A 16,759-nucleotide genomic window follows, 5' to 3' on the forward strand; every position below is an offset into this window, starting at 1 on the left:
ACAATTAAAATAATAATATTAGTAATTTTTATTTCACATTTAGTGATTTAGTTATTGATAAAAAAAGAGTTTTTATTAAACTGAAAAAAAAGATTTCAATTTATTAAAGCTTTTTGTTTTTGGTTACACTGCGAAAAAAGAGAAGGGTAAAGAAATAAAAGTAATATTCATTTCATTTGAGAGATGAAATGAATAAAACTACAAAGAATATAATTTTAAAATTCCTCTTAAAAGTTACAATTGTATCAAAAAAGGTTTAATGATGAGTAGGGAGAAGTAAAATTATTTGAATAAGATATTTTTCAATTGCCTCCAGCTTTAGATGGAGTTTTTTTGTTTTCAATAAATAGGCTTTAGCCAAATATTTTGGTTTTTGGCTAACAGCATTTTTTATGATTTAATACGTCTCATAAATAATTTCATCCTCCATTTTAAGTTTCTTATCGAAAGAAACATACAAAAACAATTGTCCTGCAGGAGATTCGCCAGCATCGTAACCTATTCTGAAAGTATCTTCATTGTCAAAAATAATATCGGAAGGTTTTAGGCTTTTAACATCTTCATCAGGATGTTTTTCCTGAATGAATGCTAAAGCGTCTTTATTCAACTGATCGAAGTTTTTGTGTAGTTTAGTAATAAGTGGACGCAGTTTTTCCATGTTTTGAAAAGTTTGAACTTCTGTGGAAACATAAATTTCAAAACCTTCAATAACTAAGTTTGCTGCATATCTTGAAGAAGAAACATTGTAATTGAAAACACCAATTCCGTTAATTGTATAATCTTCTTCTTTGATTAAATTGTTTGAATAATCAATTGTTTTTAATTCCGGATTTCTAGAAGTATCCAATTCAGAGATTTTGTTATCAGAACAATATAAAGTTCGTAGCAAAGCATTTTGACTGATGTCCAAAACACTAAGATGATTGTAAAAACAACGTAAATCTTCGAGGTTTGGGTTGTTTTGCAGATTTAAATTTTTGATGGAATTATTACTGCATCTTACCGTTTTCAAAGAAGGACAACCGCTGATATCAAAGCTCATTAATCCGTTTTGGGTGCATTCTAAATATTGTAAGCTTGGCTTATTGTCTAGTTCAATTCCGAAAATATGATTATAGCTAAAATCCAGTTCTTCTAAAAGTGGATTATTCTCTAAAGAAAGATCCGTCAGTAGGTTCCAGTGACAAACTAGTTTTTCAAGAAGTGTATTGCTTTTTAATTTTAATTTTTTGATTCGGTTAAAACCGCAATTTAGATATCGGAGTTCTTTGTTTTCAGATAAATCAAGCGATAGAATTTCGTTTTCACTACAAATTAATTCTTCTAACAATAAATTACGGCTACAATCCATAACTTGAAGTTTATTATAAGAACAATCTAAACTTTTTAAAGCAGTAAAATATTCTAATCCATTGAGGTTTTTTAGTTTTTGTACAGACAAATCCAATGATTCCACTTTCAAAACATCGTTGGTTTGAATGGTTGTCTTATCCTGCGAAAAATTCTCAAGAATGTATTGTTTGAAATTGAGATCGGTGAAAAAATGCGTAATATCCATAATGTACTGAAAGTTAAGATTCTTTAATTTCGTTTCACGTCTTTAGTAGTTAATCCATTTCCATGTCTTTTGAAAATTCCTCCCATTTTTGGTTCAGGAATTCTTTAGTTTGTTCTACAAATTTTGAATCGACATTTTTTAAAGTATGCACTTTCGGACTTAAGATTGCGTTACCATTTTCAAAATAAATAAAAGCGCTAACATCGTCATCTCCCCAAAAGAAAGGAAATACGATTGCTCCGTTTTCTGGACTTTTGCTTACGTATTTTTCTAAACTTATAATAAAAGCAAACATCGGAATCATTTCGAGATAGTTTTCGCTAAAAAACATCATTCCCCAGTGCCATTCTTCGCTAGTTTCGTTATAATCCGAAAATGCCATGGCTTGTTGATAATTGATCCAGCCGTTAAGAATTTCTTCATTGGTAGCATCATTATAAAAATGAAGTAATTCATTGGTCAAAGACATTTTTGAATACATTTTTCGACTGTCCCACCAGTTTAACCAATTATCGTTGAGTTTTGCTTTTTCGGGAGCGCTGCTTAAAAACTTTTCAAGCTGCGTTTTGGTAATTTTTACTTTGCAATATAATGAGCTTAATTCAGACATGCGTTTGTTCTATTATTTGTGTTCATTTTTTAGGTTTAGAAGACTTCGAACAGATTACCATTCCATGAAGAAAATAGAGTGATTATCGGGATCTTTTAAAAATAAAGCCATTCCTCCTGGATATTCCCAAGGCCCTGAAAATGTACCGCTTTTCATTTTGTGAGGATTTGATTCTGAAGTTTCGGGAACATGATTTTTAATAAATCTTTCGTAAGTTTCTTCTATATTAGCGTCATTTATCTCAATATTTCCAGTGTTCAGAGGTCTTTCTTCGGTACTTATTTTAAGTTCAAAATGGTTGCCAATTGGAACAGAGAAACCTTTTGAATTTTTTAAATCTTCTTCATCAAGATCAAAAGCTCTTTTGTAAAAATCAAATGACTTTTGAAGATTTATACTATAAAACCAAGCTGAAATTCTCATAAAAATATTTTTTTTAGATGATTGTTTTAATGGCGGTTATCACATTGAAGGTAAATTTCTTCATTTGATTTATCTATAAGTGAAATTCCTGGACAGCCAAATGATTCATACAAAAAGCCAAAAACAACTTGTGGTTTGTTTTTAAAAAGTTTACCCGTCCATTGATTAATGACGTCTTGACCTTCTTCATAATTTAGAGGAGCAGGTGAGGTACCTTCGCTCTGACTGTATAATTTTTCGATTATAATTTCTTTTGTTTTAGCATCTATTACAATAAGACGTCTGGCATAAAGTATTTTTTGCTTGTCGATATAATCTTGAAGAAAATAATTGTAAACACTTGTTTTAAAGCCATAAGTATTGCCAATGCTATGACCTTTTACAATTTTTTGATCTTCGCTTTTCATTGGTTTTGATGGAAATTCTTTAGCCGTAATTTTTTTCCAGTCAACAGGAATTAAACGTTCTTTTGCAAACGGATTTTCTTTTCCTACATAGACCAAAGCATCTCTATAATATTCGCTAAAACCTTTCAGATATTTTTTGTTGATTTCAAAACCAATCATAAAATCGTAGTTGTGATAAGGCCAGTCTTCTTCTGAAGAATATCCATTTAAAAATGCTGCTGTTTTTAGATTTTTTACCAAAAATGAAGCTAATTTATTTTTAGCATAATCATAAACAAAAAGAGAATCGGTTTCTGAAATATTGGTTTTGGATAAAAATCTTTTTCTGTAGTTTTTTTCGAATGTAAAATATTGGGCATTAATTTTTCCCATTTTTTCCAGATTAGGCAAAGCTAAAGTGTCTTTTTCATCGTCTATAGGATAAATATCCGAAAGAGATACAAAAGCAACCTCACTGCTGTCTTTTGGCATAAGGGTAAATAAATTAATACTTTCTTTTCTCGGTCCTTGTTCTTCTGTTTGAAGCGTATCGATTTCGGTAATTGCATTTTTAGAAGTATCCTGCTTTGTTGTTTTGGCAGATTTTTTCTTTTCGCAGGCAGAGAAAAAAACTAAAAATGTGGCAGATATCAGTAATAATTTTGTTTTCATTATATGATTTTTGATTTTGAATTGATTTTTAGATTTGAAAAGTCAACGGTTTATTTTTGAGTTAATACAATCGCTTGTTTTTTTAATCTTTTTCTAAAATGAAAATAACAAGTAAGGCTGATTATGAAATGAGGTGCAATCATGGTAAATAGAAATTTCCAGCCAGTTAGGAGTGTGCTAAATTCAGTTCCTTTTTCGAATAAATCGCCTATCATAAAGCAGAATAATGTTCCAAACGGAATCAAACAATAAGTCAATAAGGAATAAAAAGAGTTCTTTCTGATTGACTCATATTTGTTCAGAAAAATCGAAAGGGATAATATCGATAGTATAAAAACAAATCTTAAAGAGTAAAAAAAAGTCAAACCAGAAATTATAGTTAAGAAAAAGTTGTTGTCTTCATTTTCTATATAAAGTAAATCAGATAGTAAATAATGCGAAATGATAATGCTTAGTACAGAAATTAGTAGCCAGGTTTTTATAAAGTAAAATGTCATTGTTTTTCTTTTTTAATGTTCTGTTGTCGCTATAATAGTACCGTTATATTTATTGAAAGTAATCGTTTTATTTGGCCCTCCAGAAAAGAGTGTTAAGGTCAGCGTAGTGTCTGTTTCATTTTTAAAAATGATATCTTTTGCAGTTCTGATTTTCATATTTGAATCATCATTCATTACTTCTAAATCGATGCATTTGAATGCTCTTTTTTCGAAAATTCCTTTTTTCTCAATTACTTCAAGCCATGGATAAGCCATTGGACTGTAACCAACAATTTGCGCTCGATAATTCTCATTTAGATTTCTATTTTGATATAAACCTAAAGATGTCATGGAGTTTACTAAAGCAAAAAAAGGCAGCATCATTGGTAGAATACTGAGAATTAAAGCAATGATAAGTCCTGCTAAAAGTAATTTTGCCAGTAGTTTTTTCCAAAAAACAACAATTACGGTAAAACTTAAAATGAACCAAATCCAAAATAAAACTACATCACTGTAATAGCCACGAAGACTGATTTCTTGAAAATAGTATAACAAGCAATCTATCGTTAGAAACGAACTTGCAATTACATAAATGGCTAAAAGGTATTTTTTATTTCGGCTCATATTTCTTTGAGATATATTGAAAAACAAAAACGGTTATGCAGGATAAAACCAAAATAGGTAGAACAGAAAAAGAAAGCGTATAATGTATTTCTTCGTCAAAATCATACGTACTCCACGAAGATTCTCTTTCTACAAAAATGCTGTAATTCCAAAGGAACCACATTCCGATTAAGAATAGCAATTGAATCGTAATCTGTACATATTGATTTTTAAGGAAATAAAGAATGCGAAACAAAACAGTTAAAGAGAATGCAGTAAATAAAGACATAAAACAAATATCTTCTGCTAAAGAGCAATCAAGACACGAACTTGACATTTTTTCAGAAAAACTTCCCATCGCCCAATATACTTCTAAAAAAGTAGCGGCAAATAAGAGTATTACAATAAAAGAATATTTCTTTAAAAGTCGGATTGTGTTATTTAGAGAAGTCTGTGTCATTTTTCCCAAATTTTTCTAACTAATTTTAGTAAACAAGGTTTTTCATTTTTGTTTTCTTGTTCTGTTTTCATCAATTTAGTGAGATACACAAAAATATGAAACCTTTATTAAAGAATTATCTTTCAAATTATATTTATAAAAGAATACATTTTTGATTTAAAAACTTAACACTTAACCTTTTGATAATATGGTGAATAGTTTTAATTTTTACTTTTAATTAAAATTTTAAATTATGGATATTAATTGGAATATAATAGGAGTTGTAGCTATTCTGGTTGTTGTTTTAGTGGTACTGACAGTCAGAAAAAATCTAAAAGAGAAAAAGAAATTAGAAAATCTGCTGAACAACGATTTCAAAAAAGCTGAAAAAAAAGACGTAGATGCTGATGATTCTGCGAATGAGAAATAGATGAAATACGAGCTAAACCCGACAGGTTTTAAAAAACTGTCGAGTTTAATTGGAGATATAAAAAGTAAACCCTTGTAAAAATGAATTTACAAGGGTTTTTATATTTGTGGAGAATACCGGATTCGAACCGGTCACCCCTTGCCTGCCAGGCAAGTACTCTAGCCAAATGAGCTAATCCCCCAAAGTGTATAGCAAATAAAGCCAAATAATTTTCAAAAAACAAATTTCATAGTGTTTCAGGATAATTATTTTTCAAAAGCGTAACTTTACTTTAAATCTAATTTTATGAGTACTGAAAATCTAAATGGAAGTTTAGAAACTTCTTTTCAAAATACCATTGCAATAGTCCAATTTGGTCATCCTGCCAGTAATTCTTTTCCACGTAGTCTGTTAGATGCTTTGACGGCTGAGATAAACGCTTTAAGTCGAAATGAAAATGTATCGGTTATTATTTTAAAAAGTGAAGGAGCAAAAGCTTTTTGTTCTGGAGCTTCTTTTGATGAACTTTTATTGGTAGAAAATGAAGAACAAGGTGTCGAATTCTTTTCTGGTTTTGCTCATCTATTAAACGCCATGCGAAATTGTAATAAGTTAATCATTGGCCGTGTACAAGGAAAAGCAGTTGGAGGCGGAGTCGGAATTATTTCGGCCTGCGATTATGTTTTTGCAACTCCTGAAAGTGATATAAAACTATCTGAACTGGCAATCGGAATCGGACCTTTTGTAATTGAGCCTGCTGTTTCCCGTAAAATCGGTAAAACAGCAATGACCGCAATGACGCTTGCGCCAAATGAATGGAAATCTGCAGAATGGGCTTTTCAAAAAGGACTTTATTCTGTATTGAGTACAGCAGATAATCTGGATTTGGATGTCGAAAATTACGCTCAAAAAATGAGTTTCTATAATCCCGAAGCGTTATACGAAATGAAAAAGATTATTTGGGAAGGAACAGAACAGTGGGAATCACTGCTCTTTGAACGCGCCGCAATTACAGGAAAACTGGTTTTGTCTGATTTCAGCAGAAATGCTTTGCTTCAGTTTAAAAAATAGGTATGATATAAGTCATTGATTTTAGACAAATAGTAACATAGTTTTGAAAACATTTTAAAATCAATCCGTCACTATATAAATTATTAAACATGACTATTATTTCGTTACTTCAAAAAGTAGACATTGCAGAGAAAATTAAAGATGCTCCCGACAACGGTTATCAAATAGGTGTTGTCATTGGATCTTTTATTCCGTTCCTGATTTTAGGCGGAATTGCTTTGTGGATGTATAACCGTGCTAAAAAAAGAGCTAAAAACGGCAATTAATTTGTAAATTTGCAAGCTTAAAATTAAAAATCGATGAGTAATATCAGAATTACAAAACAATTTAGCTTCGAAACCGGTCATGCTTTGTACGGTTACGACGGAAAATGCAAGAATGTTCACGGGCACAGTTACAAATTGTCGGTAACCGTTATTGGTTCGCCAATCACAGATCGATCGAATGTAAAGTTCGGAATGGTAATTGATTTTTCTGATCTAAAGAAAATTGTAAAAGAAGAAATTGTCGATCAGTTTGACCATGCAACTGTTTTCAATCAGACAACTCCTCATATCGAATTGGCTAACGAATTGAAAAACCGTGGTCATCACGTTATTTTAGTAGATTATCAGCCAACAAGTGAAAATATGGTGGTTGATTTTGCTGAAAGAATTATTGCAAGACTTCCGGCTGGAATTTCACTTTTCTCGCTAAAACTTCAGGAAACTGAATCGTCGTTTGCAGAATGGTATGCTTCGGATAATCTTTAAAATAGAGTAAGAAGTTAAATGTTATGAGTTAGATGTTAAAGTCGAAATGAATATCATATAATTTAAAAGCTTCTTATCTTATAACCCTTAACTAATAAAGGATAATTTCATCAATGAAAAAAATATATTTTGCTTCAGATCAGCATTTTGGTGCGCCGACTCCAGAATTGAGTTTGCCTCGTGAAAAGAAATTTGTGGCGTGGCTGGATGAGGTTAAAGAAGATGCAGAAGCTATTTTTCTGTTAGGTGATTTATTTGATTTTTGGTTTGAATATAAAACGGTTGTTCCAAAAGGTTTTGTTCGAATTTTAGGTAAACTAGCCGAAATTCGCGACAGTGGAATTCCGATTTATTTTTTCGTCGGAAACCATGATTTATGGATGAATGATTATTTTGAAACCGAATTGAATATTCCGGTTTATCACGATAATAAAGAATTTACTTTTAACGGAAAGACCTTTTTGATCGGTCACGGAGACGGAAAAGGTCCTGGCGATAAAGGCTATAAAAGAATGAAAAAGGTATTTACAAATCCTTTTTCAAAATGGCTTTTTCGTTGGCTTCATCCCGATGTTGGAGTGAGTTTAGCACAATATTTATCCGTCAAAAATAAATTGATTTCTGGCGATGAAGACATTAAGTTTCTTGGTGAAGAAAAAGAATGGCTGATTCTTTATGCCAAAAGAAAACTAGAAACTAAACATTACAATTATTTCGTTTTTGGACATCGTCATTTACCAATGATTCGTTCTGTTGGTGAAAATTCAGAATATGTAAATCTAGGTGACTGGATTGGATACTTTACTTACGGTGTTTTTGATGGAGAAAAATTTGAGCTTCACGAATTCAAAAAATAATTACTTTTTCGCATTCGGATAAATACCGATTTTGTGCGTTCTCAAGATATAACTGGATAATTGTTTGCTGTTTGAAAGCTGAAAATTAATAGCATTTGAAGCTTTTTTCGGCATATGACATTCAATACAATTATCGGCCAATAATTTCTCAGAAGTTGTTTTTAGTGTAGTTTCATTATGTTTTAAACCCTGATGACAAGTCATGCAGATTTTAGAATAAGAAGCCATATTTTTAGAAGCATTTTCATGCGGATTATGACAAGTGATACAATCCATTTTATCGCTTTTCATAAAACATTTGCTTTGCGCCATCAAACGGAATTGATTTCCATGAACGTCAAATTGAGCGGTATCATTGATGCTTCGAGTTTCACGAAAATATTCAGATAAATTATCTCCAGGTTTAAAATCAAAACGGGTTTTCAATTTCATTCCGTCATTTCCTGCGTGGCATAAGGCACAAGCATCTAATTTCTGTTGTCTGCTCAACGATTTAAAGCTGGTAATGCTGTTGGCTATTTTAATATTTGGGTTTTTCAGGTGAAAATCTACATGTTTTTTCGCTGGACCGTGACAACGCTCACAGTCAATTCCGTATACAATGGTTTTTTTATTGATGGCATCTTCAACATCCATCGACATAAAATTTTTCTCCGAAGAATTCTGATTAACTATTCTCGAACTGATGTTAGAACTATGACAGGCGTAACAATCTTTAACTACCATTCTTTCAAAATAGGGTTTGTCGGCAGGAAACCCTGGACTTGTTGCCCAATTGTTTATCGAATGATAAAAAGAAACAGGTAATTCGTAAGTGTTGTTGTTTTTCCAGTAAACAGAAGTTTGTGCATGTTTGGTTCCAAAAACAATTTCGAACTTATAACGCGCCGTTTCTTTTCCCTTTTGATACAAAACCTGAAACAGACTGTCGCCCTGTTTTTCCATCACGAGTTTAGTGTCTTTGTCGTAAATGAAAGTATGATTTTTAGAATCGAAATCACCTGAAACATTTTCTAGGATTGCGGGAGCAGTAGCTTTAAAATGAGAACTGTGAAAAGCCATATCAGATTGCACTTTATGACATTGCACACAGCTTTCTGAACCTGCGTAATCGGTACCGCGCGGATCAATGTATTCTTCTGATTTATTGGAACAACTGACAAAGAAGATTGCCGAGAGAATGAGTATAAATAGAAATACAGCTTTTTTCATTGCTGTAAATATACTTTTTTTTGAATTGAATCAAAATATATTTCAATAATGAAAAAATGTTGTTAAAATATTTAGAATGTTTCTTAATTCATGCCGACTCCGTAAACATATTCATCTAGTTCAATTTTGAACAAAGAGCCTTCAACCAAATCTTTGATTGATTTTAATTCGGTCATATTTACAGCCAAATCGATCGAATTACATGGAGTTTTCAATAAAAATTTATGACAGGAATATTTCATTTCACAAGCTTCACAACAAGAATTTTCAATCATACTGTCTTCGATTAAATCACAAAAAAGATTCAATTCCTGAACGGTAAAGTAAAAGCCGGTTTCTTTAAAAACCAATTGTATTTTGTCGGAAATAGTCATGTTGTGATCTTTCCAGTAAAATGCTATTCCAAAGTTATTATGATATATCTGTTCAATTTCTCTCATCGTAAATCCTTTTATTTCAACAAATATAAATATTATTTATATTAATTCTAAATAAAAAAATCATAAAAATTTGAAAAATATTTTTGAACCATATAAGTGATATAAGATCATAATAAGTTATAACCGATTTGAAATTCTTTCATAAAAAAAAGACTCCGTATTTTTGGAGCCTTTTATTTTTTTAAATGAACTTATATTCCTCATATGGTTTAAAAAAAAAACTATTTCAACCATTTTTTTAGGTTGGAAAGAAATGCTACCTGCTGGTCAACAAATAAGTAATGTGAGCAATTATCAAGAAATGCAAAATGTTCTTCTCCAGTTATAGTTTTAAGAGAACTGATTTGTGCCGATGAAAAAATGCCATCTTCTTTTCCGTAAATCCCATAAATTGGAATGCCAGCTGTTTTGATTTTCTTTAAAAAAGGTCTGCTGTCGATGTTGTTTTGTTTTTCATTTTGGTAAAAAAGCAAAGGCGCATTTTTGTTGCGAATGTTCGTTTTATAAAATACTCCAGCTTCGTAATTGGCGTATAATTTTTTAGATTCTGTGGTTGGGTTTGGCATTTTAAAAAAGCCATTTTCTCCCGCAAGTTCATAACAGCTTTTTCTGTATTCGGCAGAATTTTTATTTAGATTTTCTACAACACTGATTCTTTTTAATTGTTCCGAGTCATTGCTGTATTTCTTTTTCAGCGTATCTAAAATGTGATTGTACGTTTCTTGTTGCGAAAATAAAGCACCAGCCAAAATCAAAGCGCTTACATTCTGCGGATATTTACTCGTATAAAGTGTCGCAACCAAACCGCCGAAACTGTGACCAAGAATAATCGCTTTTTTTAAATGATATTGTTTATAAATCGAATTTAAATCTTGAAAAGCTTCTTCATAAGTAAAAGTTGCTTTAAGATCTGTAGATCTTCCTTCGCCTCTTCGGTCATACGCAATAACATAAAATCCCTGATCGGCTAGGTTTTGAGCTGTTGTTCCTTCAAATAAAGTGGTGTTTCCACTTGGTCCGCCATGAATAAAAATTATGGTTTTATTCTTTTCGCTTCCGTAGGTTTTGATGTAAAGGTTTTGTCCTTTAGCGAAAAGCGAAAATGCACAGCATACAATCGTTATTAATAATTTCATTATTCAGTTTCGAATTCTATTTTATGAACTTATATGACTTATATGGTTTTCAAAAAATTACTCCAATTTATGGTGTTCATCCATATCTCTTTTTAAATCTAAATTTCTAAAGGTTGGCGATTTTAATGCGGTAAAAACAACAGTTAAAAGCGTCACACTTCCTCCAAAAATTACAGAAGTTACAGCGCCCATCAGTTTAGCAGTTGCACCACTTTCAAAAGCGCCTAATTCATTAGAAGATCCAACAAAAATAGAGTTTACGGCACCAACACGTCCACGCATGTGATCTGGAGTTTTAAGCTGTAAAATAGTCTGACGGATTACTACTGAAATTCCATCAGCCAATCCGCTTAAAAATAAGGCGAAAACAGAAAGCCAAAAGTAAGTCGAGAATCCGAATAAGATAATGGATAAACCAAAAACAAAAATGGCAATTAGAAGTTTCTTTCCTGCATTTTCATATAATGGTACATAAGCCGAAACCAACATGGTAATAAAAGCACCCACAGCAGGAGCAGCTCTTAAAATTCCAAAACCTTCTGAACCCACTTTTAAAATGTCTTGTGCAAAAACAGGTAATAATGCTACAGCACCTCCAAAAAGAACCGCAACCATATCTAGTGATAAAGCGCCTAAAACAATTTTATTTTTGAATACAAAAGTCAAACCTTCCATAAGACTATCTTTTATAGATTCTCCCATCTTCGGATTTACGATTGGTTTTTGACTGATTTGTGATAAGGCAACTAAGGAAAGAATTGAAAATCCAAAAACTAAACACATTGACCAGTGAACGCCAATCCAGTTAATGGAAAAGCCAGCCAGTGCAGGTCCCATAACGGCTCCAATCTGCCAAACCGAACTGCTCCAAGTTGCAGCATTTGGATATACTTTTTTAGGAATGATAAGCGATAAAAGAGAGAAGATAGTTGGTCCCATAAAAGAGCGAACGATTCCTCCAAAAAAGACTAAAGCGTAAATAGAATACAGAATAACATGTGTAGACCAGCCTCCAACTACTTTTGGCCAAGTCAATAAGAAAAGTCCAAAACTAATTACAGAAAATCCTAAAATACATTTTACCAATAGGCTTTTCTTTTCTCTCTGATCAACAATGTGTCCCGCAAACAAAGACATTGAAACGGCAGGAATAATTTCCATTAAACCAATAATTCCTAAAGAAAGTGGATTTTTGGTCAAACTATAAACTTCCCATTCAATTACAATAAACTGCATGGACCAGGCAAAAACCATGGCAAAACGCAATAATAAAAATATGTTGAATTCTCTATAACGAAGCGCCTGATACGGATCGGGCTTACTTGATTTAATTTCTTCCATTTGTTCTGACATCTTTTAGTATAAGCTGTGTTGAAATTGTACCGTTCCATTCATTTTCAGCAATTGAATACGCTAGTTGAAACGGATTTTGATTTTGTACAATATTTAATTTTTTTCCGAGTCCAAAGCCGATTGCGGCAATTCCGTCAGAGTTGTTTTGTTTAGCGAACAATCTTAAATGTTCTTCTTCTGCACCTAAAGTTTTGGCATAACCTGTGTCTCTTAAGTCTGTGGTCATAAAAACGGGAGTCATGTTTTGTGGTCCAAAAGGTTCAAATTGTTTTAAGATTCGAATAAGTTTTGGTGTAATATCAGAGAAATTGATTTCAGCATCAATTTCGATTTCTGGAACACGCATTTCGGGTAAAATAGTAGAGGCAACACACTTCTCAAAAGCAGTTTTAAAAGCATTGTAGTTCTCCGCTTTTAAAGTCATTCCTGCGGCATACATATGACCTCCAAATTGTTCCAAATGTTCAGAACAAGCATCAAGAGCATTGTAAACATCAAATCCTTTTACAGATCGGGCAGAAGCGGCATATTTGTCACCGCTTTTAGTAAAAACTAAAGTTGGACGATAATACGTTTCGATTAATCTTGAAGCGACAATTCCGATCACGCCTTTGTGCCAGTCTTCCTGAAAAACAACAGTTGAAAAACGTTCTTCTTCGTTGTTTTCTATAATTTGCTGAAAAGCTTCTTTGGTAATTTTTTTGTCTAAATCTTTTCGGTCTGCGTTGTATTGTTCAATTTCCGAAGCAAATTGTTGTGCCTGTTCAAAGTTGAATTCAGTCAATAATTCAACGGCATGATTTCCGTGTTTGATTCTTCCAGCAGCATTAATTCTTGGCGAAATGATAAAAACGACATCCGTAATATCAAGAACTTTCTTTTTTACCTGATGTGTTAAAGCTTTAATTCCAGGTCTTGGTTCGCTATTGATAACTTTCAATCCGAAGTAAGCCAAAACACGATTTTCTCCTGTAATCGGAACAATATCGGCAGCAATTGCAGTAGCAACCAAATCGAGATACGGAACTAAATCTTCAATCGTTTCATTTCGATTTTGACCTAAAGCCTGTATCAGTTTAAAACCAACTCCGCAACCGCATAATTCATCGTAAGGATACGAGCAGTCTTCTCTTTTTGGATCTAAAACGGCAACGGCATCGGGAAGAAATTCTCCCGGACGGTGGTGATCACAAACAATAAAATCGATGTTTTTTGCTTTCGCGTAAGCAATATGGTCAATTGATTTGATTCCGCAGTCTAGAGCGATAATTAGAGAAATTCCGTTATCATCTGCGTAATCAATTCCTTTGTAAGAGATTCCATAACCTTCGTCGTAACGATCTGGAATATAAGTGGCAATATTTGGATAATGTGACTTTAAGTACGAAGAAACTAAAGAAACCGCTGTTGTTCCGTCAACATCATAATCTCCAAAAACCAGAATGTTTTCCTGATTTTCAATGGCTTGTTCGATTCTGGAAACAGCTTTGTCCATATCTTTCATTAAATACGGATCATGAAGATGTTCTAAAGACGGACGAAAGAAAGTCTTGGCTTCTTCAAAAGTTTCAATTCCGCGCTGAATCAACAGTGTCGCTACAAAATCTTCTACATTTAAGGCTTGTGCCAAATGTTTGATTTTTTCTTCAGAAGGTTTTGGTTTTAAAGTCCAGCGCATTTTTTAATTGTAGATTTTAGATTTTAGATTTCAGATTTTGGAAATCGTTTAATCTAAATTGGTAATTTTTTTCGTTTTGCCACTGATTAAAAGGATTTGAAAGGATTTTTTTAACCGCCAATTTCATAAATTTTCACAAATTGAATTAGCGTAAATTTATGAAATTGGCGCTTCATTTTTTAATAATCATTTTAAATCCTTTTAATCTGTGGCGAAATATTCGGTTTCGACTTTGACAAAGTTTGAAGAGTTCAAGATGTAGAATTTAAAAATCTAAAATCTACAATCTGAAATCTAAAATTATTTCGCTTCTAAAGCATTTCCTTCAAATTGAATTCCGTCCCAGCCTAAGTTGATGAAATTTCTAATGTTTTGGTGATTGGTTCCGATTGGATCGCCTAAAACTTCTTCAAAATAAAAAGCGCCAAAACAAGCTAAAGTTTCTTCTTTGCTTAAATTCTGCAATTTTGCGAAAGAAAACAATTTGCAAGAACCAGAATTTTCGCCTGCAGCGTTATGTTGAGTTCCGTTTTGAAAAGCAGTTGGAGTAAAGTTGTAGTTTTCTTCAATTACTGCAATAGTTTCTGGAAATGTGATTTGTGTTGGAGTTTGTTTTACTTTTTCTAAAAAGGCTTGAATGCTCATATTATGGGTTTGTTTTTTTGCCACAGATTAAAAGGATTTTAATGATTTTTTTAACCGCAAATTTTACAAATTCCGCTAATTCAATTTGTGGAATTTGTGGTTCACTTTTAAATCTTGATAATCATTTTAATCTGTGGCTGAAATAATTATTTATTCTTCTTCTTCGTCTTTTGAGTACTTACTCTTTTTGGCTTCTTTTTCTATTGTTTTTCCAGCAACAACGACAACGATTTCTCCTCTTGGTGCTGTTTTCTCAAAATGTGCTAAAACTTCTTTGGCAGTTCCACGAACGTTTTCTTCGTGTAATTTTGATAATTCTCGCGAAACGCAAACTTGTCTGTCTTCTCCAAAATACTGAACAAACTCGCTTAAAGTTTTAACGAGTTTATGCGGTGAAACGTATAGAATCATGGTTCTTGTTTCTTCGGCTAAAGCCAAAAAACGAGTCTGACGTCCTTTTTTGTCAGGCAGAAAACCTTCAAAAACAAATTTGTCATTTGGTAATCCGCTGTTTACTAAAGCGGGAACAAAAGCCGTTGCTCCAGGAAGACATTCTACCTCAATTTTATTTTCAACACAAGCGCGAGTCAATAAAAATCCAGGATCTGAAATAGCTGGAGTTCCAGCATCTGAAATCAAAGCAATGGTTTCGCCAGCTTTCAAACGAGCAATTAAGTTTTCAGTCGTTTTATGTTCGTTGTGCATGTGATGGCTGTGCATGTGCGTGCCAATTTCAAAATGCTTTAACAGTTTTCCGCTAGTGCGCGTGTCCTCAGCCAAAATCAAATCGACTTCTTTCAAAACCCGAATGGCTCTAAAAGTCATGTCTTCAAGATTGCCAATCGGCGTTGGAACGATATATAATTTTGACATATTTTTTTATTTAAAAACAATTTGTAGTAATCGTGCAATTATAACCTAATGTGTTAATTTCATTTTGAATTTTCGAAACTTCCGCAACACTGCAACAAATTGAACTTAGATCTGGATTTAAATTTAGAGTATATCTAACATAAGGATCTGTACTTCTAACAACTAACGATTTTAATTTGTTTGAATAACAATCCAGATAGGCAACTACAGGCGAATCACGAGCATCTAAAGTTGTTAATTGGTTAAAAGAACAATGAATATTTTTAAGCTTTGCTAGTCCTTTTAAATTTAATGCAGTTAATTTATTTCCAGAGCAATTAAGATAATTTAGGTTTGTACAATTGTCTACTTTTAATTCCGTCATAACATTCTGATCTGCATGAAGCCATCCTAAATTAGTGCAATTAGAAGCGTTAAGAGTTGTTATTTTATTTGAAGAACATTGAAGCGTGTTTACTTTCGATAAATTACTTATGTCAATTGAAGTCACTGAATTATAAGTAATGTCTAAATATTCCAAATCTGCCAAATGTTTTACTGATATTATAGAAAGTAAATTATTATCAGCTACGATATATTTAATTTTATTGGAATTTTCAAGATTTAAATTGCTGATTTTGTTTAATCTAAGTTCGACGTTTTCTAAACTTGGTAAGGATTTTAGATTTAAAGATGTTAGCTGATTACTAGAACATAAAAATCTTTTTAGTTTACTTAAACCTTGAACATTTACTTCTGTAATGTTATTGGATTGACAAAATACTTCTTCGAGTTTCTTAAAAGCAGAAATGTCAAAAGTTGTAAGTTTATTGTCATTACAATACAAGTTTTTAAGATTTTTAAATGCTTGCAATCCCTCTAAGTTTGAAATATTTGCATGATCTAGCTCTAAAGCACTAACGTTTTCAGCTTCGCAAACTTGAATAATTCCATCATTATTCGCATCTATTTTAAATTTATAACCTTCTAGGTTGGTAGCAATAGAATTTATATCATTTGTTGCTGATAATAATTTTGCTTTAAAATTCTCATCAGGAATGTTTAATATCTGAGTGCAGTTTCTATCAGTATGTATATTTTTAGAATCATCATCAGAACTACAGCCAAAAGTAATTAGACAAATAATAAAATAATAAAATAGATGTTTTTGGTTCATATTTTGTGAA

At 32.2% G+C, this 16,759-nt stretch carries 20 protein-coding genes and 1 tRNA gene; 5 read left to right on the forward strand and 16 right to left on the reverse strand.

What is annotated here, in order from left to right; genetic code table 11:
• Positions 1-397: 397 nt before the first annotated feature.
• The 7 genes from VGE71_RS02860 to VGE71_RS02890 are packed head-to-tail and all read right to left on the reverse strand — an operon-like array spanning position 398 to position 5,188.
• The gene (locus VGE71_RS02860; RefSeq protein ID WP_331136943.1) at positions 398-1,558 is read right to left on the reverse strand and encodes a hypothetical protein; all 1,161 of its coding nucleotides are present in this window, start codon (positions 1,556-1,558) and stop codon (positions 398-400) included.
• Between the two features lie 49 nt (positions 1,559-1,607).
• A complete protein-coding gene (locus tag VGE71_RS02865; protein WP_331136944.1) occupies positions 1,608-2,168 on the reverse strand; it encodes a hypothetical protein in 561 nt (186 codons plus the stop codon).
• Positions 2,169-2,222: 54 nt separating this feature from the next.
• Positions 2,223-2,591, reverse strand: coding sequence for a VOC family protein (locus VGE71_RS02870; RefSeq protein WP_331136945.1), 369 nt, complete (start codon positions 2,589-2,591; stop codon positions 2,223-2,225).
• A 26-nt stretch (positions 2,592-2,617) separates the two neighbouring features.
• Entirely contained in the window at positions 2,618-3,649 is a 1,032-nt protein-coding gene (locus VGE71_RS02875) for an oxidoreductase (protein WP_331136946.1), read from the reverse strand.
• 50 nt (positions 3,650-3,699) lie between these two features.
• Positions 3,700-4,146: a hypothetical protein gene (locus tag VGE71_RS02880; protein ID WP_331136947.1), complete on the reverse strand. Its 447-nt coding sequence runs from the start codon at positions 4,144-4,146 to the stop codon at positions 3,700-3,702.
• Positions 4,147-4,158: 12 nt separating this feature from the next.
• Complete coding sequence (locus VGE71_RS02885; RefSeq protein WP_331136948.1) at positions 4,159-4,749, reverse strand: hypothetical protein; 591 nt, start codon at positions 4,747-4,749, stop codon at positions 4,159-4,161.
• Positions 4,736-5,188, reverse strand: coding sequence for a hypothetical protein (locus VGE71_RS02890; protein ID WP_331136949.1), 453 nt, complete (start codon positions 5,186-5,188; stop codon positions 4,736-4,738). The genes VGE71_RS02885 and VGE71_RS02890 overlap by 14 nt, the downstream gene beginning before the upstream one ends.
• Positions 5,189-5,420: 232 nt before the next feature.
• On the opposite strand from VGE71_RS02890, the gene VGE71_RS02895 reads away from it, so the two are divergent.
• Positions 5,421-5,597, forward strand: a complete 177-nt coding sequence (locus VGE71_RS02895) for a hypothetical protein (RefSeq protein WP_331136950.1) — start codon at positions 5,421-5,423, stop codon at positions 5,595-5,597.
• 107 nt (positions 5,598-5,704) lie between these two features.
• Here VGE71_RS02895 and VGE71_RS02900 read toward each other — a convergent pair.
• Positions 5,705-5,778, reverse strand: a tRNA-Ala gene (locus tag VGE71_RS02900).
• Between the two features lie 104 nt (positions 5,779-5,882).
• On the opposite strand from VGE71_RS02900, the gene VGE71_RS02905 reads away from it, so the two are divergent.
• The 4 genes from VGE71_RS02905 (at position 5,883) to VGE71_RS02920 (ending at position 8,256) form a co-directional block, all read left to right on the forward strand.
• Positions 5,883-6,647, forward strand: a complete 765-nt coding sequence (locus VGE71_RS02905; RefSeq protein WP_331136951.1) for an enoyl-CoA hydratase/isomerase family protein — start codon at positions 5,883-5,885, stop codon at positions 6,645-6,647.
• An 89-nt stretch (positions 6,648-6,736) separates the two neighbouring features.
• Positions 6,737-6,913 (forward strand): hypothetical protein, encoded by a 177-nt coding sequence (locus VGE71_RS02910; RefSeq protein ID WP_331136952.1) that lies wholly within the window; start codon positions 6,737-6,739, stop codon positions 6,911-6,913.
• 33 nt (positions 6,914-6,946) lie between these two features.
• Entirely contained in the window at positions 6,947-7,399 is a 453-nt protein-coding gene (locus VGE71_RS02915; protein WP_144217177.1) for a 6-pyruvoyl trahydropterin synthase family protein, read from the forward strand.
• 113 nt (positions 7,400-7,512) lie between these two features.
• A complete protein-coding gene (locus VGE71_RS02920; RefSeq protein ID WP_144217180.1) occupies positions 7,513-8,256 on the forward strand; it encodes a UDP-2,3-diacylglucosamine diphosphatase in 744 nt (247 codons plus the stop codon).
• On the opposite strand, the gene VGE71_RS02925 is transcribed toward VGE71_RS02920, so the two are convergent.
• The 8 genes from VGE71_RS02925 to VGE71_RS02960 form a co-directional block, all read right to left on the reverse strand.
• Positions 8,257-9,468: a cytochrome c3 family protein gene (locus VGE71_RS02925; RefSeq protein ID WP_331136953.1), complete on the reverse strand. Its 1,212-nt coding sequence runs from the start codon at positions 9,466-9,468 to the stop codon at positions 8,257-8,259.
• Positions 9,469-9,551: 83 nt separating this feature from the next.
• A complete protein-coding gene (locus VGE71_RS02930; protein WP_331136954.1) occupies positions 9,552-9,908 on the reverse strand; it encodes a hypothetical protein in 357 nt (118 codons plus the stop codon).
• A gap of 221 nt (positions 9,909-10,129) precedes the next feature.
• A complete protein-coding gene (locus tag VGE71_RS02935; RefSeq protein WP_331136955.1) occupies positions 10,130-11,044 on the reverse strand; it encodes an alpha/beta hydrolase in 915 nt (304 codons plus the stop codon).
• 57 nt (positions 11,045-11,101) lie between these two features.
• Positions 11,102-12,385 carry an MFS transporter gene (locus VGE71_RS02940; protein WP_331136956.1) on the reverse strand — a complete coding sequence of 428 codons (1,284 nt, stop codon included), beginning with the start codon at positions 12,383-12,385 and terminating at the stop codon, positions 11,102-11,104.
• Positions 12,372-14,075, reverse strand: a complete 1,704-nt coding sequence (recJ, locus tag VGE71_RS02945; RefSeq protein WP_331136957.1) for a single-stranded-DNA-specific exonuclease RecJ — start codon at positions 14,073-14,075, stop codon at positions 12,372-12,374. The genes VGE71_RS02940 and recJ overlap by 14 nt, the downstream gene beginning before the upstream one ends.
• Positions 14,076-14,375: 300 nt before the next feature.
• Positions 14,376-14,720 carry a HopJ type III effector protein gene (locus VGE71_RS02950; protein ID WP_331136958.1) on the reverse strand — a complete coding sequence of 115 codons (345 nt, stop codon included), beginning with the start codon at positions 14,718-14,720 and terminating at the stop codon, positions 14,376-14,378.
• A 150-nt stretch (positions 14,721-14,870) separates the two neighbouring features.
• On the reverse strand, positions 14,871-15,593 hold the full coding sequence (gene rsmI / locus VGE71_RS02955) for a 16S rRNA (cytidine(1402)-2'-O)-methyltransferase (protein ID WP_331136959.1): 723 nt from the start codon (positions 15,591-15,593) through the stop codon (positions 14,871-14,873).
• A gap of 10 nt (positions 15,594-15,603) precedes the next feature.
• Positions 15,604-16,749, reverse strand: a complete 1,146-nt coding sequence (locus VGE71_RS02960) for a hypothetical protein (RefSeq protein WP_331136960.1) — start codon at positions 16,747-16,749, stop codon at positions 15,604-15,606.
• Positions 16,750-16,759 lie beyond the last annotated feature (10 nt).

Source organism: Flavobacterium sp. (assembly GCF_036405015.1).
Taxonomy (GTDB): Bacteria; Bacteroidota; Bacteroidia; order Flavobacteriales; family Flavobacteriaceae; genus Flavobacterium.